The following is a 25,383-nucleotide window of genomic DNA, read 5'->3' on the forward strand; positions in this document are numbered from 1 at the left end:
CATGTGCGGCATCGTCGGAATGGTCGGGCGCGCCCCGGTCAACCAGGACATCTACGACGCTCTCCTCCTCCTTCAGCATCGCGGGCAGGATGCCACCGGCATCGCCACCGCCGAGCCCAACGGCGTGATGCACACGCACAAGGCCTCCGGCATGGTGCGCGAGGCCTTCCGCACGCGCGACATGCGCTCGCTGCTCGGCAACGTCGGCCTCGGGCACGTGCGCTACGCGACGAAGGGCACCGCCTCGAGCGAGGAGGAGGCGCAGCCCTTCTACGTGAACTCGCCGTACGGCATCATCCTGATCCACAACGGCAACCTCACCAACACCCGTGAGCTCACCGAGGACATGGCCCAGCGCGACCGCCGCCACCTCAACTCGTCGAGCGACACCGAGCTGCTGCTCAACGCGCTCGCCAACGAGCTGCAGGCCACCACGAGCCCGGTCGATCTCGAGCCCGAGCGCATCTTCGAGGCGGTCACGCGCACGCACCGCCGCATCGAGGGCGCCTACGCGGTGATCGCGATCATCGCCGGGTACGGCCTGCTCGCCTTCCGCGACCCGCACGGCATCCGCCCGCTGATCCTGGGCCGCCGCGCGGCCGACGACGGCAAGGACGAGTGGGTCGTCACCAGCGAGTCGCTCGTGCTCGAGAACGGCGACTACGAGATCGTGCGCGACATCGAGCCCGGCGAGGCCGTCTTCATCACGGACGAGGGCGAGCTGTTCTCGAAGCAGTGCGCCGACGATCCGCGGCTGCTGCCCTGCTCGTTCGAGTACGTCTACCTCGCCCGCCCCGACTCGATCATGAACGGCGTGCCCGTCTACGAGTCGCGCCTGCGCATGGGCGAGAAGCTCGCCGCGACCATCGCGAAGACCGTGCCCGAGGGCTTCATCGACGTCGTGATGCCGATCCCCGACTCGTCGCGTCCTGCAGCGATGGAGGTCTCGCGTGTGCTCGGCATCGAGTACCGCGAGGGCTTCTACAAGAACCGCTACGTCGGCCGCACGTTCATCATGCCGGGCCAGGCGGCACGCAAGAAGAGCGTGCGTCAGAAGCTCAACGCGATGTCGAGCGAGTTCCGCGGCAAGAACGTGCTGCTCATCGACGACTCGATCGTGCGCGGCACCACGTCCAAGCAGATCGTGCAGATGGCGCGCGACGCCGGCGCGAAATCGGTGATCTTCGCCTCAGCCGCACCGCCCGTGCGCTTCCCGCACGTGTACGGCATCAACATGCCCTCGCGTCACGAGCTCATCGCGCACGGCCGCACGACCGAGGAGATCGCCGCCGAGCTCGGCGCCGACTACCTGGTGTACCAGGAGGTCGAGGATCTCAAGGCCGCGATCATCGAGAGCGCCGAGGGCGACCCGCGCTTCGACGATCTCGATCTCAGCCCGTTCGACGGTCGCTACGTCACCGGCACGGTCTCGGACGAGTACCTCGCCTGGGTCGAGCAGACGCAGTCGTCCTGACCTTCCGAAGGAACGCGAAAGGCGGCCCGGTCGATGACCGGGCCGCCTTCTCACATTCTTGTGGCGAATGACACCACGCGAAGAGCGAGGATCAGACGTGCTGGTGAGTCAGATGCTCGTCGGCCTCGTCTTCATCCTCGTCCGAGTCGTCGTCATCGTCGCCGCCATAGAGGTCGGCCCACTTGTCGACGTACTCGTTCTCGTCGTCCGACGGGTGCCCGAGCTCACGCTCGAGCGCCGAATAGTTCACAGTCGGGCTGAACGACTTCAATTCGCGGGCGAGCTTGGTGTGCTTCGCCTTCTGACGGCCACGCCCCATGCGCGAGACCCCCTCACGTTGAGCCGGGATCTCTGTCCCTGGTCTGCTGCGGAAACCGGCTCGGAAAGCCGGTGAAGAGTAGCATTCAGGATACCACGCGGCCTCGACGCCTCGATCGGCCGCACCATCCGGAGGGGGTCGCATGATGTCCGATCAGCCGAATGAGAACGTCGACGCGGTGCGCCGCGAGGCGCCACTAGACGCCGCGATGCACGGAGCCGTGATCGTCGGCATCATTCCAGAGCAGACCCCTCGGGTGCTCCAGGAGGCCGCGCACTACGCGCAGCTGCTCGGAGCGCCGCTGGTGGTGGTGCACGTCGACGTCACCCGCTTCGTGACCTACGAGGATCCGGATGGCTACGTGCACTCGGCCCCGGTCGACATCAGCGTGCAGGCCGGAGAGGGTGAGCTCGAGGCCGTCAAGGCCGCGGCCCAGCAGCACCTCGTGAACTTCGGCGGCACCTGGGAGGTGCGCCAGCTCGTGGGCGACCCCGCGCTGGCCATCAAGCACTTCGCCGACAAGATCGACGCGCGACTGATCGTGGTCGGCACCCGCAAGCGCGGCTTCGGCGAGTCGATCCGTCAGTTCTTCACCGGATCCGTCGCTGCCCGCCTCGCGCACCGGCAGCACCGCCCCGTGCTCGTGGTGCCGCAGGGCGAGCTGCTCAAGGACGACGAGGGCTTCCCCGAGGTCGACGTCTGACGCGGTCCGGGGGGCCTCGCCTCTTCGCTCGTCGAGCTGCCGACGCGGGCCGGGGCGCCTCGCCCCCTTCGCTCGTCGAGCTGCCGACGCGGGCCGGGGCGCCTCGCCCCGTTCGCTCGTCGAGCGAGCGAAGCGAGTCGAGACGCCCGGACCTTCCGTCAGCGCTTGAGCGACGAGCTGAGCGACGAGGCCGCGGCCTCGAGCGCCGCGGTCAGCGCGTCGACCGTGGCCGGCAGCAGCTCGCCGCCGCGGGCGACGTGGCTGCGCAGATCCGCGCGCACGCGACCACGGAACTCCGCGATGGCCGCCTCGGCCCGGTGCAGCTCGGCACGAGCGCGGACGCGCGAGTCGTCCTCGGAGGGATCCGATGCGGACGAGGAAGCCCGCGGCGCCTCGTGCGCGGCGGCGGCGAGATCAGCCTTCAGGCTCTTCATCGCCTCGCGGACGTTCGAGCGCACCTCGTCGGCGATCGCGCGCACGGTGTCGGCGAGCCCCGCCTCGATGCCCTGGATGTCGGCGGCGCGCGACTCCACCTCGGCGCGGCCCGCGTCGGTGATCTCGTAGACGGTCTTGCGTCCGTCAGAGGTCTTGGTCACAAGGCCCTCCTCCTCGAGCTTCGCAAGGCGCGGATAGATCGTGCCCGCGCTGGGGGTGTAGGTGCCGCCCGTGCGCTCGGCGAGCGACTGCATGATGTCGTAGCCGTGGCGCGGGGCGGAGGCCAGCAGGCTCAGCAGGTAGAGGCGCAGGTCTCCGTGAGAGAAGACGGGGGGCATCAGAGCACCTCCTCCGGGTCGGTCGGCGGCTCGGTCACGGACTGATCCGCGGCCGCGGCAGGGGTGTCCGAGGTCTGGCCGCCTGGCCGGCGCAGCACGGTGATCTCGCCCGAGACGGTGTTGGCGCGCACGTCGGCGAAGGATCCGGACAGCTCGCCGATCGACGCGTTCACGTTGCTCGGGCCGCCCGACGACCGCACGGTGCCGTCGATGACGATGCGCCCGCTCGCCGATCGCGTGACGTAGTTGGCCGGCAGGCCCTCGTCGAGACGCACGGTGACGTTGCCGCTGACGGTGTTGACCGCGACCGCGTCGATCGCGCCCTCGGCGTCGATCATCGTGGTGCCGCCGACGGAGTCCACGTTCGCACGATGGATCCATCCGGAGACGGTGACGTCGCCCGAGACCGTGTTCGCCGAGAAGGCCCCGTTCAGTGCGCGGGCCTGCACGTCGCCGGAGACGGCGTTGGCCGTGAGGTCGCCGGTGAGTCCGTCGACGAGCACGTCGCCCGACACGGTGTTGACCCGAGCCTCGTTCGCGAGACCCGCGACGAGCGCGTTGGCGCTGACGACGCCGAGCGTGAGCGCGACGCTGCGCGGCACCGCGACACTGATCTCGGCTCGCGGTCCGCCTGAGCCGAAGTTGCGGAACACCTCGAGGAAGTTGTCCCAGCGCAGCTGCGGGTGGTCGATCTCGAGCTCGTCGCCCGTGACCTCGATGCGCAGGTCCTTCACCGTCACGCCGTGCACCTCGACGCGGGTGCCCGGCTCGTCGTGACCGATGATGTCGACCTGGCCGCCGGCGAGACCCACCTTGAGGCGGCGGATGCCCTCGACGTCGATGATCCGGGTCTGCCCCGGCTGCACGATCCACTTCTCCACTGTTCTCGTCCCTTCAGGATGAACTCGAGATATATCTCGATACCCTGAGTGAAACACGATATATCTCGATTGTCGAGGTCGTTCAGCGAATCCGAAGGGTTACCGGCCTTGACTTTGACGCAACGTCAAGCCGGAGCATCGAATCAACAAGGAAGGAGGACGACGGATGGAATGGTCGATCCAGCAGATCGCGAAGCTCGCGGGCACCACGAGCCGCGCGCTGCGTCACTACGGAGAGCTCGGGCTGCTGCCTGCCACGCGGGTGGGCGCCAACGGGTACCGCTATTACGACGAGCGTGCCCTCGTGCGCCTGCAGCGCATCCTGCTGCTGCGCCAGCTCGGGCTCGGGCTGCCGCAGATCGGGGAGATCCTCCAGCGGCACACGGATGAGCGCCATGCGCTCGAGACGCATCTCGCGTGGCTGCGCGACGAGCAGGATCGGATCGCGCGCCAGATCGCGGCGGTCGCCGGCACCATCCGCGGCCTCGGAGGAGAGGAGAACCTCATGGCAGAGAAGATGTTCGACGGCTTCGACCACACGCAGCACAAGGAGGAGGTCGAGCAGCGCTGGGGCGCCGACGCCTACGCGCGCGGCGATGCCTGGTGGCGGGGCATGTCCGAAGACGAGCGCGCCGCATGGCAGGAGCGTTCGGCTCAGCTCGGACGCGACTGGATCGCGGCCGCCGAGTCGGGCGTGGATCCCGCCTCCGACGAGGCGCAGGACCTCGCCCGCCGGCACGTCGAGTGGCTCCGGGGCATCCCCGGCACCCCCGCGGCGGCCCCGGAGGGCGACGTGAAGGGCTACGTGCTCGGGCTCGGCGAGATGTACGTCGCCGACGACCGCTTCGGCGCCAACTACGGCGGCGTCGAAGGCGCGACCTTCGTGCGCGACGCCCTGCGGGTGTTCGCCGACGCGAACCTCTGAGGCATCCGGACGAGGGTCAGCGAGTCGCGAAGCGCGGTCGCGGGCCCTCGATCCGGGCCACCGCGACCTTCAGCTCCACGATCTCCGACTCGATCGTGCCGAGGCGGTGCTCGACGGCATCGATCCGTGAGCCGAGACGGTGCTCGACGGCATCGATCCGTGAGCCGATGCGGGTCTCGAGCCGTCCTTCCACCGAATCGAGCTTCGCGTCGAACCGCGTCATCACCCACCCCAGGCTTCCGATCATGGCCACGCCGACGGCGATGATCGCGATGAGCTCTGCGGACACCTGCATGCCTCCATCCTCCCGGTCGGGCACCGGAACAGCAACGACCGTAGGGGGTGAGAGCCGGCACCGCAGCGGCCCGAGGCGCTTCGGGAGAAAACGAGGCGGCGAACGCCGCTGGGGACGAACCGTAGGCTGACGAGGTGATGCGCGCGCCGATCCGCTGGGGGCTGCTGCCGCTGGTGTTCGCCGGCGGTGTGCTCGGCGTGGCGCTGCGCGCGGCCCTCACCCTGCCCATGCAGGGCGGCTTCACCTTCGGCCTGCTCGTCGCGACGATCGGCATCAACGCGGTCGGATCCGGCCTGCTCGGTTTCCTCGTCGCGGGCCTCGGCGACGCGCATCCGCGGCGCCGCGCCTTCCTCGGCACGGGCGTGATGGGCGGCTTCACGACGTACAGCGGCTTCGCGGTGCTGCTCGGCGAGCTCGCGCAGGCCGGGCTCATCCTCTACGCGGCGCTGTTCGCTGCGCTGGCGCTGCTCTCGGCGGGCGCCGGCGCGATCCTCGGACTGCAGGCGGGCGCCAAGCTCGCGCGCCGACGGGGGATCGCCCCGTGAACACGCTGATGTTCCTCCTGCTCGCGCTCTGCGGCGGCGTGGGCGCGAGCCTGCGCTGGCTCGCGGACGTGGTGCTGTCTCGCGTGCTCCCGGCGGGCTTCCCGTGGGCGATCCTGATCGTCAACGCGAGCGGATCCCTCACGCTCGGCCTGCTCACGGGACTCTCGCTCGACTCGACGTGGCTGGCGATCATGGGCACCGGGCTGCTCGGGGGGTACACGACGTTCAGCACGGTTGCGGTGGACACCCAGATGCTCGCGCAGTCCGGCCGCACCGAGGCGGCCTGGGGCAATGCGCTCGGCACGCTGGTGCTCTGCGTCGCGCTCGCCGCGGGCGGGCTCGCTCTCGGCATGGTGCTCTCCGGCGCGGGTCTTCCCCTCGCCCACTGAGACTCGTTCACAGGCCCGTTCTCAGCCAGCCCATAGTCCCGCGTCACCAGGCCGTTATGGGCCGCGTGCCAGAATGAGTCGGGGATACAGAACCGTATCGGCAGATCTGCGCCGCTGGTTCATCCCATTCGCCTCCGAACGAGAGACAGCCGTGTCGAACCTTGCCGTCCTGAGCCTCAAGAACCGCGCGCTCATCGCGCTGATCACGATCTGCGCCGCGATCTTCGGCGGCCTCTCGCTGACGACGCTCAAGCAGGAGCTGATCCCGACGATCGAGCTCCCGCAGCTGCTCGTGATGTCGACCTATCCGGGTGCCTCGCCCGAGGTCGTCGAGAACGACGTGTCGACGCCGATCGAGACGGCGATTCAGGGGGTCTCGGGCCTCGATGCGACGAGCGCCACCAGCACGACGAACTCCTCGATCGTGCAGGCCTCCTTCTCCTACGGCACCAACCTCGCCACGGCCGAGCAGAAGATGCAGCAGGCGATCAACCGCATCTCGAGCCAGCTGCCCGACGGTGTCGAGCCGCAGGTGCTGTCGATCAGCCTCGACGCGCTGCCCGTGATCCAAATCGCGGTCACCGGCTTCGACGACGTGTCCACGGCCCAGGCCGATCTCGACGCGCTCGTGCTGCCCGACCTCGAGGACGTCGACGGCGTGGGATCGGCCTCGATCGTCGGCGGCCTCGGCCAGCGCATCACCATCACGCCCGACATGGACGCCCTCGCCGCGCGCGGCCTGTCGACCGCGGCCATCACCGACGCCCTGAAGCAGAACGGCGTGCTCTTCCCGGGCGGCGAGATCACCGAGGGCGAGTCGACCTTCACGGTGCAGACGGGGGTGAAGATCACCTCCGCCGAGGAGCTCGCCGCGCTGCCCCTGCTCGGCGGCCAGTCGGCGAAGATCGACGACGTCGCCGATGTCGCGGTCACGACCGATCCGGTCTCCTCGATCTCTCGCGTGAACGGCGAGGACGCCCTCACCATCGCGATCACCAAGCTCCCGGCCGCCAACACCGTCGAGGTCTCGCACGGCGTTCAGGATCTGATCCCGTCGTTCGAGGACGCGTTCCCGGATGCCGAGTTCACCGTGGTCTTCGACCAGGCGCCGTTCATCACCCAGTCGATCGAGTCGCTCGCGACCGAGGGACTCCTCGGCCTCGTCTTCGCCGTCGTGGTGATCCTGGTCTTCCTCATGTCGCTGCGCTCGACGATCGTCACCGCGATCTCGATCCCGACCTCGGTTCTCATCACCTTCATCGGCCTGCAGGCCTTCGGCTACTCGCTCAACATGCTGACGCTCGGAGCGCTCACCATCGCGATCGGCCGCGTCGTCGACGACTCGATCGTCGTGATCGAGAACATCAAGCGGCACTACGTGGAGGGCGTCGAGAAGGGCTACGCCATCCGGCTCGCCGTGCGTGAGGTCGCGATGGCGGTCACCGCCTCGACCCTCACCACCGTCGCCGTGTTCCTGCCGATCGTGTTCGTCGGCGACATGGTCGGCGAGCTCTTCCGTCCCTTCGCGATGACCGTGACGATCGCCATGGTCTCCTCGCTCCTCGTCTCGCTCACGATCGTGCCGGTGCTCGCGTACTGGTTCCTGCGTCCCGGCAAGCCCCTGCTCGACGGCAATGGCGAGCGGATCGATCCGGAATCACCGGATGCGCCGCCCTCGCGTCTGCAGAAGACCTACCTTCCGGTGCTGCGCTGGACGCTCAGCCACTCGTGGATCACCCTGCTGCTCGCCGTGCTCGTGCTCGGCGGCACGGTCGCCGCGGCCCCGCTGATGAAGATCAACTTCCTCGGCGACTCGGGGCAGAACACGCTCACCATCTCGCAGGAGCTCGAAGAGACGGCCAGCCTCGCGACGGCCGACGCGGCCGCGCAGAAGGTCGAGGCCGCGCTGGAGGGCATCTCGGGCATCGAGACCGTTCAGGCCTCGATCGGATCGAGCGGATCGCCGCTGCGTGACGCGTTCTCGGGTGGCGGCAGCGTCACGTACTCGATCGTCACCGACTCCGACGCCGACCAGGAGGCGCTGCGCGAGCGCGTCCAGAAGGCGCTCGACGACATCGAGGGCGCGGGCGAGCTGACCATCCAGGCCGCCTCGGGCTTCGGATCGTCCGACATCGCCGTCACCATCTCGGCGCTGAACCAGGACGACCTGCAGACGGCGTCGGACGCGCTCGTCGAAGAGCTCGATGGACGCGCCGGGGTCGGCCGCGTCACCACCGACCTCGCCGCGTCGCTGCCCTACATCGCCGTGAAGGTGGACCGCACGAAGGCCGCCGAACGCGGCCTCTCCGAGGTCGCCGTCGGCGCCATCGTGTCGAACACGATGCGTCCCCAGCAGGCCGGATCCGTCGAGATCGACGGCAGCGCACTCACCGTGTACATCGAGACGCCCAACGCGCCGGCGTCGGTCGATGAGCTCCGCGGGCTGGCGATCCCGACCGCAGGCGGCATCATCCGCCTCGACGAGATCGCCTCCGTCGAGATGGCCGACAGCCCCACCTCGATCAGCACGCAGCAGGGCCGCCGCACCGCCACGGTCACCGTGCCCCCGAAGGGCGACAACCTCGCCGAGGCCACGGCGTCGGTCAACGCCGCCCTGGCCAAGGTCGACCTGCCCGACGGCGCGAACGCCGAGGTGGGCGGCGTGGCCGAGCAGCAGGCCGACTCGTTCTCGCAGCTCGGGCTCGCGATGCTCGCGGCCATCCTGATCATCTACGTCATCATGGTCGCGACATTCAAGTCGCTGCGTCAGCCGCTGCTGCTGCTCGTCTCCGTGCCCTTCGCGGCCACGGGCGCGATCCTGCTCCAGGTGGCCACGGGCGTGCCTCTCGGCGTCGCCTCGCTCATCGGCGTGCTGATGCTGATCGGCATCGTCGTCACCAATGCGATCGTGCTCGTCGATCTCGTCAACCAATACCGCGAGCGGGGACTCTCCGCCCACGACGCGACTGTCGCCGGCGCGTCCAACCGTCTCCGCCCGATCCTGATGACCGCCCTGGCGACCATCTTCGCGCTCACCCCGATGGCGCTCGGCATCACCGGTCACAGCGGCTTCATCTCACAGCCGCTCGCCATCGTCGTGATCGGCGGCCTGCTGTCCTCGACCGTGCTGACGCTGATCGTGCTGCCGACGCTCTACAACCTCGTCGAGGGCGCCCGCGAACGCCGACGCGTGAAGCAGGGACTGCCGCCGGTCGAGCCCCCGGCGCACACCTCGTCGGTTCCGATCATCGGCCCCGACGGCAAGCCCGTGCTTCGCCGCCGCGACCTGCGCCCGCAGACGCCCACGGCCTGAGCCTCGCTCGAACGCCCGCCCCGCTCCGCCGGGGCGGGCGTTTCGTCTGCGGCGGGGCGGTGGTGTGGGGCGGTGCGGCGCGGGCGGTGCGGGGGCGGTGGTGCGGCGGGGCGGTGGTGCGGTGCGTCGGGGGCGGTGGTGCGTCGGGGGCGGTGGTGCGGGGCGGGGCGGGGCGTCGGGGGCGGTGGTGCGGCGCGGGCCCGGGCGGTGCGGAGGGGATCCCGGATCGGGAGGACGGGCAGGGCGGTTTCGGTCCTCCGTCGGCGGGATCGCCTCCAATCTGGTGCGGGCGCGGCCACGACTAGGTCGGACGCTGCGCCGCGGGAGGGGATCCCGGATCGGGAGGGCGGGCGGGGCGGGTTCGGTCCTCCGTCGGCGGGATCTCCTCCGGTCTGGTGCGGCCGCGGGCGCGGATTGGGTCCGGGGGCGGCGCGGAGCGGGAGGGGATCCCGGATCGGGAGGGCGGGGTGGGTGGATTCGGCCCGCCGTGGGCGGGATGTCCTCCGGGTGCGGGGATGGGGGAGCCGCCGGGGGCGTTCTCTCAGGCGACCTCGGTATTCTGAAGGGTCGGCTTGGGATGCCACGCAATGTCAGCGTGGGTGTATGTGGTCCTGACAGGCCGCATTGAACACCTACGGAAGGTGCGTTACTTCGCATGCCCAAGAACAAGAAGCCCGCCGGCGGTCGCCCGGCCCAGAACTTCGACCCGCGCTACGCCAAGAAGCGTGCGGGTGGCCCCTTCCGGGGCAACGACAGCCGCTCCGACCGTCCGGCATTCGAGCGTCCGGCCCGTGATGGCGAGCGTCCTCGTTACGACCGCACCGAGCGTCCGCGCTTCGAGCGCGATGCGCGTCCGGCGCGTGATGGTGAGCGTCGTTCGTTCGACCGCCCGCAGCGTGACGACCGCCCGCGGTTCGGTGACCGCACCGACCGTCCGCGCTTCGATCGCGATGCGCGTCCGGCCCGTGATGGTGAGCGTCGTTCGGTCGATCGCCCGGCCCGCGATGGCGAGCGTCGTTCGTTCGACCGTCCGGCCCGCGACGGCGAGCGTCGTTCGTTCGACCGCCCGCAGCGCGAGGACCGCCCGCGGTTCGGTGACCGCGCCGAGCGTCCGCGCTTCGACCGCGCCGACCGCCCGGCCCGCGATGGTGAGCGTCGTTCGTTCGACCGTCCGGCCCGTGAGGGTGAGCGTCGTTCGTTCGACCGCGCCGACCGCCCGGCCCGCGATGGTGAGCGTCCCCGCTACGACCGCGCCGAGCGTCCCCGCTTCGACCGCGCCGACCGCCCGGCCCGCGATGGCGAGCGCCCCCGCTTCGACCGCGCCGACCGCGCCGAGCGTCCCCGCTTCGACCGCGCCGACCGCCCGGCCCGCGATGGCGAGCGTCCCCGCTTCGACCGCGCCGACCGCCCGCAGCGTGAGGAGCGCCCGCGGTTCGGCGACCGCGCCGACCGCCCGGCCCGCGATGGCGAGCGTCCCCGCTTCGACCGTGCCGACCGCCCGGCCCGCGACGACCGCCCGCAGCGCGAGGAGCGTCCCGCGCGCAGCTTCAACAACGACGGCGAGCGCAAGTGGGCCGAGCGCCGCGAGGAGCGCCCCGTGCGCACCAAGGCGCACGAGGACCGCATCGATGTGGTGCACGAGCGCCTCGAGGCGCAGGCCGTGCAGGCCGACGAGGTCTCGGATGTGACCTTCGGCGACCTCGGCTTCGGTGACAACATCGTCCGCGCGCTTGCGGGCCTCGGCGCCGAGAAGCCGTTCCCGATCCAGGCCTCGACCGCCCCGTCGATCCTGGAGGGACGCGACGTCCTCGCTCGCGGCCGCACCGGATCCGGCAAGACGATCGCCTTCGGCGCCCCGCTCGTCGAGCGCATCCTGCGTTCGAAGGCCGGCGTCAAGCGCGAGTTCGGCCGCGCCCCCGTCGCGCTGATCATGGCGCCGACGCGCGAGCTCGCTCTGCAGATCGACCGCACGGTGCAGACGATCGCCCGCAGCGTGGGCCTGTTCACCACGCAGATCTACGGCGGCGTGCCCCAGGCCCGCCAGGTCGGCGCGCTCAAGAAGGGCGTCGACATCGTCATCGGCACCCCCGGCCGCATCGGCGACCTCGCCAAGCAGGGCAAGCTCGACCTCTCGAAGATCGTGGTGTCGGTGCTCGACGAGGCCGACCACATGTGCGAGCTCGGCTTCCTCGAGCCGGTGCAGGAGATCCTGCGTCAGACGGCGGATGGCGGCCAGAAGCTGCTCTTCTCGGCGACGCTGGACCGCGAGGTGGCAGCCCTCGTGGACGAGTTCCTCGTCGACCCGCAGGTGTACGAAGTCGCCGGCGAGACGCAGGAGACGGGCACGATCGAGCACCGCGTGCTCGTCGTCGAGCACCGCGAGAAGGCGGGCATCCTCGACACGCTCGTCGACCGCGAGGGCAAGACGCTCGTCTTCACCCGCACGCGTGCCTACGCCGAGATGCTCGCCGAGCAGTTCGAAGAGGCCGGCATCGATGCGATCTCGCTGCACGGCGACCTGAACCAGCAGAAGCGCACCCGCAACATCGAGCGCTTCTCGAAGGGCCGCGCCCGCGTGCTCGTCGCCACCGACGTCGCCGCCCGCGGCATCCACGTCGACGACGTCGACCTGGTCATCCAGGCCGACGCCCCGGACGAGTACAAGACCTACCTGCACCGCGCGGGCCGCACCGGCCGCGCCGGCAACGCCGGCCGCGTCGTCACCCTCATCCCGCGCCAGCGTCGCCGTCGTATGACCGAGATGCTCGAGCGCGCCGAGATCGAGGCGCCGTTCGACGACGTCCGCGCGGGCGACGACATCCTCGACGAGCTGACCGGCGGCATGACGCTCGCCGACCTCACGGCGTAACCACCGCGGATCCGGATGCCGCCTTCCTGACGGGAGGGCGGCATCCGTCGTTCGCGGGCGGATGCCCCGGCAGCGGGGCGTGGTGTGTTTGCGCAACGACCTACGCGCGACGCGGACGCCCGCTCAGTCGGCGTCGCGGGCGATAGGCTCGACCCCGTGACTGCAGCGACGCGCATCGACCCCACCGGCACCCAGATCCACCTCCGTCGTGAGGGCACGGGCGGCGAGGTGACCGCCCACATCGCTCAGGTGGGTGCGGCCCTGCGTGGCCTCTCGGTCGGCGGCGTCGACATCGTGACGCGCTATGACGCAGGCTCGCCGACGCCGTTCGGATCGGGCATCGTGCTCGCGCCGTGGCCCAACCGCATCCGCGACGGCAAGTGGAATGACAACGGCACCGAGCGTCAGCTCGACCTCACCGAGGTGGCCCTGAACAACGCCATCCACGGTCTCCTGCGTTACACGCCCTACGAGATCGACGCGTCCGAGGACACCGTGACGCTGAACGCCACGATCTTCCCGCAGCACGGCTGGCCGTACACGCTGCGCACCTCGGTCACCTACACGCTCACCGACGACGGCGTGCAGGTCACGCATGCGGTGGAGAACGTCGGCGAGGGCGACGCCCCCGTGGCACTGGGCACGCACCCGTTCTTCTGCATCGGCGGCGTCGAGACCGCTGATCTCACGCTCACGCTGCCCGCCACCACCGTCTTCGAGGTGGACGAGCGGTTGCTGCCGACCGCCGAGGTGCCGGTGTCGGGGGAGTGGGATCTGCGGGGCGGCGCCCGCGTGGGCGATCTCGATCTCGACACGGGCTTCGGCAAGCTCGAGCGGGACGCGGACGGCCGCGCTCGCTCCTCGATCACGGCTCCGGATGGTCGTCGCGTCACGATGTGGCAGGACGAGAACTGGGACTACATCCAGGCCTTCAACACCGACAAGTACCCCGGTCACGATGTCGCGCTCGCGATCGAGCCGATGACCGCGCCCACCGACGCCTTCAATTCGGGCCAGGACCTGCGCCGGCTCGCACCGGGTGAGCAGTGGACGGCCACGTGGGGCGTGGCGTACTCCGCGTAACATCCGCCCGCGACACGCGGAAAGAGGCGCCGGGGCAGCTCAGCCCCGGCGCTTCTGGCTGCCGCGAGTCAGAATGGAACGGTGAACTACGCCCAGCGCGTCAGATCTCGTCGCCGTGCCGCGCGCCTGCGCCGCACGAGGCGAGTGGCGATGGTCGCGCTCGCGGCCGCCGCGCTGCTGGGCGGCGAGGTGGCGATGCTCACCGAGCTGGTCGACCGGGGCCCCGCCGCGGCCGCGGAGCGCGCGCCCGACGCGGAGGACCACGGTGACGACGCGGCGGGCGTCATCCCGGTGCCGGTGATCGAACAGGTCACGGCGGATCCGGATGGGCCTGTCGACGGATGCGCCGGCGGTGCCCTGCAGGCGAAGGATCCCGCGGCGATGATCGCGGCCTTCGGCGGTGCGGCCGCGATGCACGAGGCGATACTCGCGGGAGCAGCGCCGTGCGTTCCGCTGGACGACCCGTCGTTGCCGTGGGTCGTGGTCAACAAGCTGCGGCCGCTGAACCCGGCGCAGTACGCGCCGTCTCACGTGGAGGTGCCGCCGTCGCACATGGTCGACGGACGCCTGCGTGCCGATGTGATCGCGTCGTTCGAGCAGCTGGTGGCGGCGGCCACGGAGGCGGGAGCGGGGCGGATGTCGCTCTTCAGCGGCTACCGCTCCTACGACGTCCAGGTGGACACCTACCACTCGCAGGTGGACGCCCGCGGCCAGCACGGAGCCGATGCGCTCTCGGCACGTCCGGGCTACAGCGAGCATCAGCTCGGTCTCGCGGTCGACGTCGTCGCGTGCGACGACGGTGGCTGCGGCACGATCTACGAGTTCGGGGGCACCCCGCAGGCGCAGTGGGTGGCGGAGAACGGGTGGCGTTTCGGCTGGATCGTGCGCTACGAGCAGGACCAGACGTCGATCACGGGATACGACCCCGAGCCGTGGCACCTGCGGTACATCGGCCCCGAGCTCGCCGAGGTCTACCACCAGGGCGGGCACCGCACGCTCGAGGCGTTCTTCGGGCTGCCCGCCGCTCCCGACTACGGCTGATTTCACGCGGGCGGGCTCGTCTCCGATAGCGTGTCGCGTGGATCCGGCGCCCGCCGATCCGGTCGCCCGACGCCCCTGGGGGAGCACCATGACCAACGAGTACCCGTCCGCTCAGCCGCCGCAGTACGGAGCCCCGCAATACGGAGGCCCGCAGTACGGCGGCGCTCCCGCCGAGGATCCGGGCAAGACGCTCGGCATCGTGGGCTTCATCCTGGCGTTCGTCTTCGCTCTCGCGGGACTGATCGTCTCCATCATCGCGCGCAACAAGTCGAAGGCCGCCGGCTACGACAACCAGCTCGCGAAGTGGGGAATCATCGTCAGCATCATCCTGCTGGTGCTCGGCGTCATCGGCGGCATCTTCGCCATGATCCTGTTCTTCGCGGCGATGGCGCAGTACGGCACCTACAACTACTGACCGCGCCAGGTTCAGAAGGGGAGCGTCCGGGTGGGCGCTCCCCTTCTGCATGCCCGGAGCACCGCGCGGTCGGATCTCAGGACGGGCTCGGCGTGTGCGCTTGCGCGGGATCCGGCGCGTCCGGGAGTACAGTGCGGGCATCCCCGACCCTTTGGAGAGACCGATGAAGTTCTTCCAACGACTGGGCAGGTCGCTGATGCTGCCCGTTGCCGTGCTCCCGGTGGCAGCGATCCTGTCCGGTATCGGCTATTGGATCGCCACGGCCGCCGGCCCGAACGTCGTATCGGCGTTCTTCGGTGCCGCGGGCGGTGCGCTGCTCGACAACATGGCACTGCTGTTCGCGATCGGCGTCGCGATCGGCATGGCCGACAAACCCGACGGGACCTCCGCGCTGGCGGGTCTCGCGTCCTGGCTGACGATCACGACGCTGCTCAAACCCGAGACGGTCATGGCCCTCACGGGCGCCGCCGAGCTCGAGAACGTCGATGCGGCATTCGGCAAGGTGCAGAACGTCTTCGTCGGCATCATCTGCGGCCTCATCGGCGCCTGGTCGTACAACCGCTTCAAGAACACGAAGCTGCCCGACTGGCTGTCGTTCTTCTCCGGCAAGCGCTCCGTGGCGATCGTCGCGGCGGGCCTCTCGCTCGTCGTCGGCGTGCTGCTCTTCTTCATCTGGCCGGTGGTGTTCGGCGCCCTCGTCGCGTTCGGCGAGTGGATCCTGACCCTCGGTCCCGTCGGCGCCGGCATCTACGGAATGCTCAACCGCCTGCTCATCCCGCTCGGCCTGCACCACGCGCTGAACTCGGTCTTCTGGTTCGACATCGCCGGCATCAACGACCTCAGCAACTTCCTCGACGGCGCGAACGGCGACGGCGTGCGCGGCGTGACCGGCCAGTACATGACGGGCTTCTTCCCGGTCATGATGTTCGGTCTGCCCGGCGCGGCGCTCGCGATGTACGTCACCGCGAAGACGAACCGCCGCAAGGCCGTGGCCGGCATCCTGCTCTCGGCCTCGATCGCCTCGTTCTTCGTGGGAGTGACCGAGCCGCTCGAGTTCTCCTTCCTATTCCTCGCGCCCTGGCTCTACGCGCTTCACGCGCTCTTTATGGGCATCTCGTTGACCATCGCGGCGCTGCTGCCGGTGCGCATGGGCTTCGGCTTCTCGGGCGGCTTCATCGACCTGGTGCTCGGATGGGTCAATCCGCTGGCGGTGAATCCGTGGCTGATCCCCGTGATGGGCATCGGGTGGTTCGTCGTCTACTTCTTCGTGTTCCGCTTCATCATCCGGCGCTTCGACCTCAAGACCCCGGGGCGCGAGGATGACGATGTCGCCATCGAGACCGGGACGCCGCTCACCGCGGGTGGCGGCACGCCGGTGTCGGCGGTGCCCACGGGCGAGTCGAAGTACGCGGCCATCGCCTCCGGCTTCATTCGCGGCCTCGGCGGGGCCGGCAACATCACTTCGCTCGACAACTGCGCCACCCGGCTGCGGCTCGAGGTCGCCGACACCACGAAGGTCGACGACGCCGCGCTCCGGAAGGCGGGAGCCGCGGGCACCATGAAGCCCGGCGGGCACAGCGTGCAGGTCGTCTACGGCCTCAACGTGCAGTTCGTGAAGGATGCGATGGAAGACCTGATGGCGGGCCGCGAGGTCGATGTCGCCGACCCGGTCGCGGCCCCGCCGACGGTGGCCGTGCAGACCCTCGCACCGTCGATCGTGCGCCTGCGCCAGCCGATCGAGGGGCGCGTGCTGGCCCTCTCGGACGTGCCCGATGCGATGTTCGCTGAGGGCACGATGGGGCCGGGTGTCGCGATCGATCCGACGGGCGACACGGTCGTGGCCCCCGCGGCGGGTACCGTCACCACGGTGTTCCCGACCGGCCACGCGCTCGGACTGACGCTGAACGACGGCACCGAGCTGCTGATCCACATCGGCATCGACACGGTCGAGCTGAAGGACCAGGCATTCCGGCCGCTCGTCTCGCAGGGAGACCAGGTGAAGGCGGGTGATCCGCTGGTGTCGTTCGATCCGGATCGCGTGCGCGCGGCCGGTTTCTCGCTGATCACCCCGGTCATCGTGGTCAGCGACGAGAAGGCGGAGGTCGAGTTCGTCTCGTAGACGCTCATCGGGCTCGCCGTGAGACGAGCCCAGTCGGGGCCCGCGTGTCAGAACAGGCGCGCGGGCTCCGGCGTCTTCTGGATGGACCGCGCCGCGGACGCCCGTCCGCGCGATGTGGTGACCACTCGTGACGCGGTCGCGGTCGCCGACGGAGCCGCGGCGGTGGGCCTGCGCCACGGGTCGCCGTCCGACCTCCCGCCCAGGCCGTGCGCGCGGATCAGGGGACGGATGCGGTCGGCCAGCAAGGTGCGATAGGCCTGAGGCGCATTTGTCGACGCGCCCGGATAGAGGCCGCGGTAGAGGCCCAGAAGCTCGGGGTGGTCGCGCGCGAGCCAGCGCATGAACCACGGTTTGACGCCCGGCCTCAGGTGCAGCGCCCCGTGCACGACCCGCGCGGCTCCGGCCGCCTTCACCCGGGCGAGCGCCGAATCGAGCGCCTCGGAGGAGTCGGTCAGGTGAGGCAGGATCGGCATCAGGAACACCTGCACACCGAAGCCCAGGTCGGCAGCGGCGCGAACCGTGTCGAGCCGGGCCTGCGCGGTGGGCGTGCCGGGTTCGATCGCCTGCTGGAGCTCGTCGTCGTAGACCGCGATCGACAGCGCGAGCGAGATCGGCACCTGCTTCTTCAGCTCGGCCAGCAGTGGCAGATCGCGCCGCAGCAGCGTGCCCTTGGTCAGGATCGAGAAGGGGGTACCCGACTCGGCGAGCGCCGTCGCGATGCCGGGCATCAGCCGGTAGCGGCCCTCGGCCCGCTGGTACGGGTCGGTGTTCGTGCCGAGCGCGACGGGCTCCCGCCCCCAGCTCGATCGCGCCAGCTCTCGCCGCAGCACCTCTTCGACGTTGACCTTCACCACGATCTGCGAATCGAAGTCGGCCCCGGCATCCAGGTCGAGGTACTCGTGGGTTCCGCGGGCGAAGCAGTAGACGCAGGCGTGTGTGCATCCGCGGTACGGATTGATCGTCCAGTCGAAGGGCATGGCACTCGAGCCGGGCACGTGGTTGAGGGCCGACCTCGCCGCGACCTCGTGGAAGGTGACGCGGGCGAACTCCGGTGTCGTGACCGAGCGCACGAGGCCGTCGAGCTGCTCCATCCCGGGCAGCGCGTTGTCATCTCCGACGCCGAGTTGCTGTCCCTGCCACCTCATGCACAGATTCGAACAGATATCCGAATCTATGTCAAGCGAGGTTCGAAGAAAAAGGCGAAGAACGCGGTGCGCTCACACCTTCCGCCGACGCGGCATGAGCCGCACCTGGGGCATCGGGGGAGCGGGGATGCGCTCGGCGCCGTGCGTCGTCACGTGCCCGAAGCGCTCGGAGCCCGCCTCCCAGTGCTCACGGGCCTCGACGATCTCGTCGTGGTCGCGCCCGACGAAGTTCCACCACATCACGACGTCCTCGCCGAAGGGCTCGCCGCCCAGGAGGAAGAGCACGGCGCCGGTGTCGCTCGTGACGTCGATCCCCTCGCGGTTCAGCCCGAGGTAGAAGAGATCGAGCGCGCCGACCGAGGTCGGCTCGCCCTCGCGTCCCGCGTGCACGGTCACGTCCCCCTCCACCAGCGTGAGGGCGTGCTCCCACTCGCGACGGAGTGGGATCCGGATGCGCGCTCCCGGCTCGAGCGCGATCTCCGCGCCCACGATCGGTGTGTGCACCGTGGCGGGCGACACCACACCGGCGAGCTCGCCGACGACGACCGTGGCGAGCGCGCCGTCGAAGGCGACGGTGGGCAGGTGCTCGTGTCGCTCGAAGTCCGCACGACCGTGGCGGCGGTGCTCGGGGAGCGCGATCCACAGCTGCAGCGCGTCGAGTGGCGCGGCGTCGTCGCCGAGCGAGTACTCGGAGTGAGAGATGCCGCGACCGGAGGTCATGATGTTCAGCGCCCCGCGGCGGATGGTCACGTCGCTGCCGAGGCTGTCGCGGTGCCGGATCTCTCCCACCAGGGGCCAGGTCACGGTCTGGAGTCCGATGTGCGGGTGCGGCTCGACGCGCATCACCGTGTCCTGCGGGCCGAAGCGGTCGAAGAAGCACCACGCGCCCACCGTCGGGAGGTCGCGCTGGGGAAGCGAGCGGTGCACCGCCATCGCGCGCACGCCGCCGAGCGGCACCTCGCGCGGCTCGAGCAGGAGCTCGCGCGGGCCGTCACAGGCCGATGCGCCGAGCGGAGTCTCCTCGACGTCGACGTCGAGCCGGCTCACTGGTTCGTCCCCATGCTCGCCACGCTACCCCGGTCATGCACAGCCGGGGGACCTGTCGGACCCGCCGCTTAGAGTGGGCACGTGACTCCGAACGCCCCTGATTCCCGCGCCGACTGGGGGTCGTGGGCGCCCGCCGATCCGTCCGAGCAGGGCGGACCGGGCGATTGGGTTCCCTACGACGACGAGCCGCCGTACGACCCGTATCTCGACGCGGCTCCTCCGGAGGAGCTCGCGGTTGCGGCCGTCGCGCCGCCGTCGACATCCCGCTCCCCGCGGTCGGCGCCCTCGCGATACGCGACCCCGCTCGACGCGCTCAAGACGGTCTACGGCTACGACGCGTTCCGCGGTGATCAGCAGGCGATCGTCGAGCACGTGATCGCGGGCGGCGACGCCGTCGTCCTGATGCCCACGGGCGGCGGCAAGAGCGTCTGCTATCAGGTCCCCGCGCTGGTGCGCCCGGGCACGGGCCTGGTGGTCTCGCCGCTCATCGCGCTGATGCACGACCAGGTCGACGCGCTCGTCGCCAACGGGGTCCGCGCCGCCTATCTCAACTCCACGCAGGCTCCGGATGAGCGCGCTCGCGTCGAGCAGGCCTATCTCGCGGGCGAGCTCGACCTCCTCTATGTCGCGCCTGAGCGCCTGAACAGCGAGCAGACCCTGCGTCTTCTCGAGCGTGGAACCCTCAGCATCATCGCCATCGACGAGGCCCATTGCGTCTCGCAGTGGGGCCACGATTTCCGCCCCGACTACCTCGCCCTCGGGGGTCTCGCGGAGCGATTCCGCGGCGTCCCCCGGCTGGCGCTCACCGCCACGGCCACGCGAGAGACCCACCGCGAGATCACCGAGCGCCTGCGTCTGCCCGAGGCGAAGCATTTCGTGGCGAGCTTCGACCGCCCGAATATCCGCTACCGGATCGACGCCAAGACCGAACCGCGCTCGCAGCTGCTGTCGTTCATCCGGTCGCAGCCCGAAGGATCTGCGGGCATCGTCTACGCGCTCAGCCGCAAGGCGGTCGAGCAGACCGCGGAGTACCTGGCCAAGCAGGGCATCGACGCCATCCCCTATCACGCGGGCCTCGACGCGGGCACACGCGCGCGACACCAGGCGCGCTTCCTGCGGGAGGACGGCGTGGTTGTGGTGGCCACGATCGCGTTCGGCATGGGCATCGACAAGCCGGATGTGCGGTTCGTCGCCCACATCGATCTGCCGAAGTCGGTCGAGGGGTACTACCAGGAGACCGGACGCGCGGGCCGCGACGGCGAGCCCGCTCAGGCGTGGATGGCCTACGGCCTCGGCGACGTCGTTCAGCAGCGCCGCCTCATTCAGCAGTCCGACGGCGATCGCGCGATCCAGCAGCGGCAGGGGCAGCACCTCGACGCGATGCTCGCGCTCTGCGAGACCGTGAGCTGCCGTCGGCAGAACCTGCTGTCGTACTTCGGCCAGGCATCCGAGCCCTGCGGAAACTGCGACACCTGCCTCACCCCGCCCGAGACGTGGGACGGCACGATCCCCGCGCAGAAGCTGCTCTCGACGATCGTTCGGCTGCGCCGCGAGCGCAACCAGGCGTTCGGTGCCGGGCACCTCATCGACATCCTGCGGGGGGCCTCCACCGAGCGCATCCGCTCGATGCGTCATGAGTCGATCGCGACCTACGGCATCGGCGCCGACCTCTCCGAACAGGATTGGCGCAGCGTGATCCGTCAGCTCCTCGCGCGCGGTCTGCTGGTCGCGCAGGGCGAGTACGGCACGCTCGCGGTGAGCGAGGCGAGCGGGGGAGTGCTGCGAGGCGAGACGCCGGTGCTTCTCCGGCGGGACACGATCGGACGCGTCTCCCGTGCCTCCGGCGGCGCGCGCAAGGCCTCGGCGGCCGAGCAGCTGGCGCCCGAGCATCGCGAACTCTTCGAAGCGCTGCGCACCTGGCGCGCCGAGCAGGCACGTGCGCAGGGTGTTCCCGCGTACATCGTCTTCGGCGACGCGACACTGCGTGCGCTCGCCGAGCATCGGCCCGCAACGCAGGGCGCGCTCGCGGCGATCTCCGGCATCGGAGAGCGCAAGCGGGAGGCCTACGGCGAGGCCGTACTCGAGGTGATCGCGCGCGCTGGCGCGTGAGCGGAGCCCGCTGAACCCGACCAGGATTCTGGCATGCGATATCGCGGTCAGCCGTGTTAATTTGCGGTGAGATCTCCTGCGCGCCCGGGCAGGAGCCCGGGGGACGATCTGATGACCGACGAGCGCGGTGTCGCCGCAGACGCGGTGCCGCGCGCGCCACGGGTCGAGACCGTCCTTCCGTCGGCCGCGCCGATCCGCCCCGCATCGATCTCGGACGGCGGCGATCTGGACGCGCCGGTCTACGCGGTGCCCGTGACGCACGAGGGCGCGACGCGCGCCGGTGGCCAACTGCCGGCCGCCGCCAGCCTGACATTCCGGATCGACGTCGAGTACGCCGGGCCGACACCGCTGCGCCGAGCCGGGCAGCTCGCCACCGCGGGCATGGCAGCCGCCGCGGTTGCCGTCATCACCGCGACGTTCGCACCGCCTCCCGGGGCGGACCTGCTCGAGATGAGCGCGCTCAATGCCCCATCCGCCGATCACGCCGAACAGGTCGCGCAGCCGTATCCGCTCTCGACAAAGCGTCCGCTGGGTGCCGAGGGCGGCCGCGTCACGGCCGATCTGCCGCGCAATCGGCGCGCCGACGAGCCTCCGGCCGACCCGATGCGGCCGGATGTTCCGGCCTCGCCGAAGCAGAACGGCAGCGGCGACCGCCCGCCCGCCGCCCCGCGATCTCCGTCACAGCAAGCCCCCGGCGGCTTGCCCACGTCGCCGCCCCTGGCGGACGCTCCCACGGCGCCGGAACCCGCTGCGCCCCCGAAACCTGCGCCCTCGAAACCTGCGCCCCCGAACCCTGCGCCCTCGAACCCCAAGCCGCCGAGCCCGCCTCCGGGGAGCACTCCTCCGTTTGGTTCCCCCGCGCCGGCGCCTCCCGAGCCATCGGGTGCCCCCACGACCGACCCGGACGGATCCCCGGGCACCGGCGAGCAGCCAGAAGTGCCCCTCCCGACGCCTCCGCAGTCCGGTGAACCCGGTGCCGACGGCGACGGCGACATCGACCCCGCGCCGCTGCCCACTCCCACGCCGACCTCGGAGGCGCCCGAGCCGACCCCGACGCAGCCGGCGCAGCCCGCGCCGACGCCCCCTCCCGCGCACCCGACCCCGACGCCTCCTCCCGCCGAGCCGCACCCGACGCCCCCTCCCGCCGAGCCGCAGCCGACGTCCCCTCCCGCGCAGCCGACGCCTCCTCCCGCCGAGCCGCCGCCCGTGGTCGTCGTCGAGCCCACGGTGAGGGAGTACACCGCGCCCACGGGGCTTCTCGCGAAGCTGCTCGGCAGCCTCGGCGGAGTCGTCGACAAGCTGCTCGACGGGCTGCTCGAGACTCAGGTCGCCGCGACCTATCACCTCGAGGTCACGGGAACGCCCCACACCACCGTCGTCGTCTCGAACGGGCTCCTCCGCACGAAGACGATTCAGCTGGGTGCGGAGGGGACAGCGCGATTCGACTGGGATCACACGGTCGAGCTCCTCAAGATCGGTGAGCCCACGTTCACGGTCCAATGACGTCCACCGCCGCGTCCCTCGACACCCCCGCAGGCAGAGCCGGATCCGGATCCCGTGCGCAGCGAAGCAGGCCGAGCGCGCCGGGGCTCACCGCCGTGCGCCGTTGAGGTGTCTGTTGCGCCAGCACATCCGGTCCGCGGACGCTGCGAAGCGATTCTGTCGATCACGTACAAGAAGGTTCTGCCTGGGTTGTCGCCGTCCTACCGTTGGGAGAGAGCCCCGACCCCAATCACGTGGAAGGCAGTCATGGCAGACACCGCTGTTCGCCCCCAGGATCCTGAGAAGGCCCACGAGGCCGCCACGGCCCCCGCAGACCCGTCGCCCAGCCCTCGCATCGACGTCCCGCTGGTCACCGACAAGCTGCTCGGCACGTGGGCCGACGTGCGTCGCACCGCCCGCGAGATGATCAAGGACCCGGCGTTCTGGCAGGAGCCCGGTCTCACGCACCACGATCACCGCGAGCGCGTGTTCCAGCAGCTGAAGAAGCTCGTCGCGCACAACTCCATCGCCCGCGCGTTCCCCGCCGAGTACGGCGGCGAGAGCAACAACGGCGGCAACCTCGCGAGCTTCGAGGAACTGGTCTTCGCCGACCCGAGCCTGCAGATCAAGGCCGGTGTGCAGTGGGGCCTGTTCACCTCGGCCATCTACCAGCTCGGCACCAAGAAGCACTGGGACAAGTGGCTTCGAGGCGCGATCTCGCTCGAGATCCCCGGCGCGTTCGCGATGACCGAGACGGGTCACGGATCGGACGTCGCCGCGATCGGCACCACGGCCACCTACGACCCGGAGACGGAGGAGTTCGTCATCCACACGCCGTTCCGCGGCGCCTGGAAGGACTACCTCGGCAACGCCGCCGTTCACGGTCGCGCGGCCACGGTCTTCGCGCAGCTCATCACCGGCGGCGTCAACTACGGCGTGCACTGCTTCTTCGTGCCGATCCGCGACGACGAGGGATTCCTGCCGGGCGTCGGCGGCGAGGACGACGGCGTCAAGGGCGGCCTGAACGGCATCGACAACGGACGCCTGCACTTCGACCAGGTACGCGTCCCGCGCGAGAACCTGCTCAACCGCTACGGCGATGTCGCGGCCGATGGCACCTACTCGAGCCCGATCGCCAGCCCCGGCCGTCGCTTCTTCACCATGCTGGGTGCGCTCGTGCAGGGGCGGGTGTCGCTCGACGGATCCGCGACCAACGCCGCAGCGCTCGCGCTGAACATCGCGGTCACGTACGGCAACCAGCGTCGCCAGTTCGCCGGCGCCACCGGCGCCGAGACGGTGCTGATGGACTACGGCAAGCACCAGCGCCGCCTGCTGCCGCTCATCGCGACGACCTATGCGCAGGCATTCGCGCACGACGAGCTGCTGCAGAAGTTCCACGGGGTGTTCGGCGGCGAGACCGACACCGAGCAGAACCGCGAGGATCTGGAGACGCTCGCGGCCGCGCTGAAGCCGCTGTCGACCTGGAACGCGCTCGACACGATCCAGGAGGCGCGCGAAGCCTGCGGCGGCGCCGGCTTCCTCGCCGAGAACCGCCTCGTGAGCCTGCACCAGGACCTCGACGTCTACGCGACGTTCGAGGGCGACAACAACGTGCTGCTGCAGCTCGTCGGCAAGCGCCTCCTCGCCGACTACGCCAAGCAGTTCAAGGGCAAGGACAGCAAGGAACTCGCGGCGTTCGTCGTGGGTCAGACCGCCGGAAAGGTGTTCCACGGCGCGGGTCTGCGCCAGCTCGGCCAGGCGGTCGCCGACCTCGGTCAGGTCGCGCGCTCGGTCGAGCTCGGCCTGCGAGCGAAGGACCAGCACGAGCTGCTGACGGGCCGGGTGCAGCAGATGGTGGCGGATGTCGCGGGTCGCCTGCGCAACGCCTCGAAGCTGGGCCCTGAGGACGCGGCCGCGCTGTTCAACGAGAACCAGGTGGAGCTGCTCGAGGCGTCGCGCGCGCACGGCGAGCTGCTCCAGTGGGAGGCCTTCACCGACATCGTCGCCTCGATCGAGGATGCCGACACCCGCGAGGTGCTCGGCTGGCTGCGCGATCTGTTCGGCCTGACGCTGATCGAGAAGCACCTCGCCTGGTACCTCATCCACGGCCGCCTGTCGGGTCAGCGCGCGAGCGCCGTCACCCGGTACATCGACCGCCTCTGCCGCCGCCTGCGCCCGCACGCGCCGGATCTCGTCGACGCGTTCGGACATGCGCCCGAGCATGTCCGTGCGCCGATCGCGTCCGGCGCCGAGCGCCTCCGCCAGGAGGAGGCCGCCGCTCACTACGCCGCGCTCGCGGCCAGTGGCGAGGCGCCCGCGAAGGAGAAGAAGCCGGCGAAGCGCTGATTCCGGCAGGCGGACGACGGGCCCGGGGTGGAGACGCCTCGGGCCCGCGGCGTGTCTGCGGCTCGGGGGAGAGGTGCCCTCGCGGGCCGACGGGCAGCTTTCGCGGGGCC

The 25,383-nt window shown here is 70.4% G+C and carries 20 protein-coding genes; 14 read left to right on the plus strand and 6 right to left on the minus strand.

Annotated features, from left to right (window positions below; all coding sequences use genetic code 11):
- Window position 1 precedes the first annotated feature (1 nt).
- Window positions 2-1,474 carry an amidophosphoribosyltransferase gene (gene purF, locus J5V96_RS05070; protein WP_208501208.1) on the plus strand — a complete coding sequence of 491 codons (1,473 nt, stop codon included), beginning with the start codon at window positions 2-4 and terminating at the stop codon, window positions 1,472-1,474.
- Between the two features lie 91 nt (window positions 1,475-1,565).
- Here the strand turns inward: purF and J5V96_RS05075 are convergent, their stop codons facing one another.
- Complete coding sequence (locus J5V96_RS05075; RefSeq protein ID WP_208501211.1) at window positions 1,566-1,793, minus strand: DUF3073 domain-containing protein; 228 nt, start codon at window positions 1,791-1,793, stop codon at window positions 1,566-1,568.
- 145 nt (window positions 1,794-1,938) lie between these two features.
- Here J5V96_RS05075 and J5V96_RS05080 point away from each other — a divergent pair, with 145 nt between their 5' ends.
- Window positions 1,939-2,496, plus strand: coding sequence for a universal stress protein (locus J5V96_RS05080; RefSeq protein ID WP_208502365.1), 558 nt, complete (start codon window positions 1,939-1,941; stop codon window positions 2,494-2,496).
- Between the two features lie 158 nt (window positions 2,497-2,654).
- Here J5V96_RS05080 and J5V96_RS05085 read toward each other — a convergent pair whose 3' ends face one another.
- Window positions 2,655-3,269, minus strand: a complete 615-nt coding sequence (locus J5V96_RS05085; RefSeq protein WP_208501213.1) for a PadR family transcriptional regulator — start codon at window positions 3,267-3,269, stop codon at window positions 2,655-2,657.
- Window positions 3,269-4,150, minus strand: coding sequence for a DUF4097 family beta strand repeat-containing protein (locus J5V96_RS05090; protein WP_208501216.1), 882 nt, complete (start codon window positions 4,148-4,150; stop codon window positions 3,269-3,271). The genes J5V96_RS05085 and J5V96_RS05090 overlap by 1 nt, the downstream gene beginning before the upstream one ends.
- A gap of 166 nt (window positions 4,151-4,316) precedes the next feature.
- Here J5V96_RS05090 and J5V96_RS05095 point away from each other — a divergent pair, with 166 nt between their 5' ends.
- Complete coding sequence (locus J5V96_RS05095) at window positions 4,317-5,075, plus strand: MerR family transcriptional regulator (protein ID WP_208501218.1); 759 nt, start codon at window positions 4,317-4,319, stop codon at window positions 5,073-5,075.
- A gap of 16 nt (window positions 5,076-5,091) precedes the next feature.
- Here J5V96_RS05095 and J5V96_RS05100 read toward each other — a convergent pair whose 3' ends face one another.
- On the minus strand, window positions 5,092-5,370 hold the full coding sequence (locus J5V96_RS05100; protein ID WP_208501220.1) for a hypothetical protein: 279 nt from the start codon (window positions 5,368-5,370) through the stop codon (window positions 5,092-5,094).
- 137 nt (window positions 5,371-5,507) lie between these two features.
- Here J5V96_RS05100 and J5V96_RS05105 point away from each other — a divergent pair, with 137 nt between their 5' ends.
- The 8 genes from J5V96_RS05105 (at window position 5,508) to nagE (ending at window position 17,144) form a co-directional block, all read left to right on the plus strand.
- Window positions 5,508-5,915 (plus strand): fluoride efflux transporter FluC, encoded by a 408-nt coding sequence (locus J5V96_RS05105; protein WP_208502367.1) that lies wholly within the window; start codon window positions 5,508-5,510, stop codon window positions 5,913-5,915.
- The gene (locus tag J5V96_RS05110; RefSeq protein ID WP_307793528.1) at window positions 5,912-6,304 is read left to right on the plus strand and encodes a fluoride efflux transporter FluC; all 393 of its coding nucleotides are present in this window, start codon (window positions 5,912-5,914) and stop codon (window positions 6,302-6,304) included. Before J5V96_RS05105 ends, J5V96_RS05110 begins: the two co-directional genes overlap by 4 nt.
- 151 nt (window positions 6,305-6,455) lie before the next feature.
- Complete coding sequence (locus tag J5V96_RS05115; RefSeq protein WP_208501234.1) at window positions 6,456-9,617, plus strand: efflux RND transporter permease subunit; 3,162 nt, start codon at window positions 6,456-6,458, stop codon at window positions 9,615-9,617.
- Between the two features lie 655 nt (window positions 9,618-10,272).
- Window positions 10,273-12,486: a DEAD/DEAH box helicase gene (locus J5V96_RS05120; protein ID WP_208501244.1), complete on the plus strand. Its 2,214-nt coding sequence runs from the start codon at window positions 10,273-10,275 to the stop codon at window positions 12,484-12,486.
- A gap of 156 nt (window positions 12,487-12,642) precedes the next feature.
- Entirely contained in the window at window positions 12,643-13,569 is a 927-nt protein-coding gene (locus J5V96_RS05125) for an aldose 1-epimerase family protein (RefSeq protein WP_307793529.1), read from the plus strand.
- A gap of 81 nt (window positions 13,570-13,650) precedes the next feature.
- Window positions 13,651-14,610 (plus strand): M15 family metallopeptidase, encoded by a 960-nt coding sequence (locus tag J5V96_RS05130; RefSeq protein WP_307793530.1) that lies wholly within the window; start codon window positions 13,651-13,653, stop codon window positions 14,608-14,610.
- Window positions 14,611-14,698: 88 nt separating this feature from the next.
- Entirely contained in the window at window positions 14,699-15,025 is a 327-nt protein-coding gene (locus tag J5V96_RS05135; protein ID WP_208501246.1) for a DUF4190 domain-containing protein, read from the plus strand.
- Between the two features lie 163 nt (window positions 15,026-15,188).
- Entirely contained in the window at window positions 15,189-17,144 is a 1,956-nt protein-coding gene (gene nagE, locus J5V96_RS05140; protein WP_208501251.1) for an N-acetylglucosamine-specific PTS transporter subunit IIBC, read from the plus strand.
- A gap of 47 nt (window positions 17,145-17,191) precedes the next feature.
- Here nagE and J5V96_RS05145 read toward each other — a convergent pair whose 3' ends face one another.
- A complete protein-coding gene (locus tag J5V96_RS05145) occupies window positions 17,192-18,289 on the minus strand; it encodes an Rv2578c family radical SAM protein (RefSeq protein ID WP_208501257.1) in 1,098 nt (365 codons plus the stop codon).
- A 72-nt stretch (window positions 18,290-18,361) separates the two neighbouring features.
- The gene (locus tag J5V96_RS05150) at window positions 18,362-19,336 is read right to left on the minus strand and encodes a pirin family protein (protein ID WP_307793531.1); all 975 of its coding nucleotides are present in this window, start codon (window positions 19,334-19,336) and stop codon (window positions 18,362-18,364) included.
- Between the two features lie 81 nt (window positions 19,337-19,417).
- Between J5V96_RS05150 and recQ the strand changes: the two genes are divergently transcribed.
- The 3 genes from recQ (at window position 19,418) to J5V96_RS05165 (ending at window position 25,273) form a co-directional block, all read left to right on the plus strand.
- On the plus strand, window positions 19,418-21,445 hold the full coding sequence (gene recQ / locus J5V96_RS05155) for a DNA helicase RecQ (protein WP_208501259.1): 2,028 nt from the start codon (window positions 19,418-19,420) through the stop codon (window positions 21,443-21,445).
- Between the two features lie 111 nt (window positions 21,446-21,556).
- Window positions 21,557-22,948, plus strand: a complete 1,392-nt coding sequence (locus J5V96_RS05160; protein WP_208501261.1) for a hypothetical protein — start codon at window positions 21,557-21,559, stop codon at window positions 22,946-22,948.
- 246 nt (window positions 22,949-23,194) lie between these two features.
- On the plus strand, window positions 23,195-25,273 hold the full coding sequence (locus tag J5V96_RS05165) for an acyl-CoA dehydrogenase family protein (RefSeq protein ID WP_208501284.1): 2,079 nt from the start codon (window positions 23,195-23,197) through the stop codon (window positions 25,271-25,273).
- The last annotated feature ends 110 nt before the right edge of the window (window positions 25,274-25,383 follow it).

The sequence above is a fragment of the Microbacterium stercoris genome, from assembly GCF_017592545.1.
GTDB classification, from domain to species: Bacteria; Actinomycetota; Actinomycetes; order Actinomycetales; family Microbacteriaceae; genus Microbacterium; species Microbacterium stercoris.

What these genes read in the sequence shown, in the direction of transcription:
- purF (WP_208501208.1), top strand. Translation starts at nt 2, where the DNA reads ATGTGCGGCATCGTCGGAATGGTCGGGCGCGCCCCGGTCAACCAGGAC.
- J5V96_RS05075 (WP_208501211.1), bottom strand. Translation starts at nt 1,793, where the DNA reads ATGGGGCGTGGCCGTCAGAAGGCGAAGCACACCAAGCTCGCCCGCGAA.
- J5V96_RS05080 (WP_208502365.1), top strand. Translation starts at nt 1,939, where the DNA reads ATGTCCGATCAGCCGAATGAGAACGTCGACGCGGTGCGCCGCGAGGCG.
- J5V96_RS05085 (WP_208501213.1), bottom strand. Translation starts at nt 3,269, where the DNA reads ATGCCCCCCGTCTTCTCTCACGGAGACCTGCGCCTCTACCTGCTGAGC.
- J5V96_RS05095 (WP_208501218.1), top strand. Translation starts at nt 4,317, where the DNA reads ATGGAATGGTCGATCCAGCAGATCGCGAAGCTCGCGGGCACCACGAGC.
- J5V96_RS05100 (WP_208501220.1), bottom strand. Translation starts at nt 5,370, where the DNA reads ATGCAGGTGTCCGCAGAGCTCATCGCGATCATCGCCGTCGGCGTGGCC.
- J5V96_RS05105 (WP_208502367.1), top strand. Translation starts at nt 5,508, where the DNA reads ATGCGCGCGCCGATCCGCTGGGGGCTGCTGCCGCTGGTGTTCGCCGGC.
- J5V96_RS05120 (WP_208501244.1), top strand. Translation starts at nt 10,273, where the DNA reads ATGCCCAAGAACAAGAAGCCCGCCGGCGGTCGCCCGGCCCAGAACTTC.
- J5V96_RS05135 (WP_208501246.1), top strand. Translation starts at nt 14,699, where the DNA reads ATGACCAACGAGTACCCGTCCGCTCAGCCGCCGCAGTACGGAGCCCCG.
- nagE (WP_208501251.1), top strand. Translation starts at nt 15,189, where the DNA reads ATGAAGTTCTTCCAACGACTGGGCAGGTCGCTGATGCTGCCCGTTGCC.
- J5V96_RS05145 (WP_208501257.1), bottom strand. Translation starts at nt 18,289, where the DNA reads ATGAGGTGGCAGGGACAGCAACTCGGCGTCGGAGATGACAACGCGCTG.
- J5V96_RS05160 (WP_208501261.1), top strand. Translation starts at nt 21,557, where the DNA reads ATGACCGACGAGCGCGGTGTCGCCGCAGACGCGGTGCCGCGCGCGCCA.
- J5V96_RS05165 (WP_208501284.1), top strand. Translation starts at nt 23,195, where the DNA reads ATGGCAGACACCGCTGTTCGCCCCCAGGATCCTGAGAAGGCCCACGAG.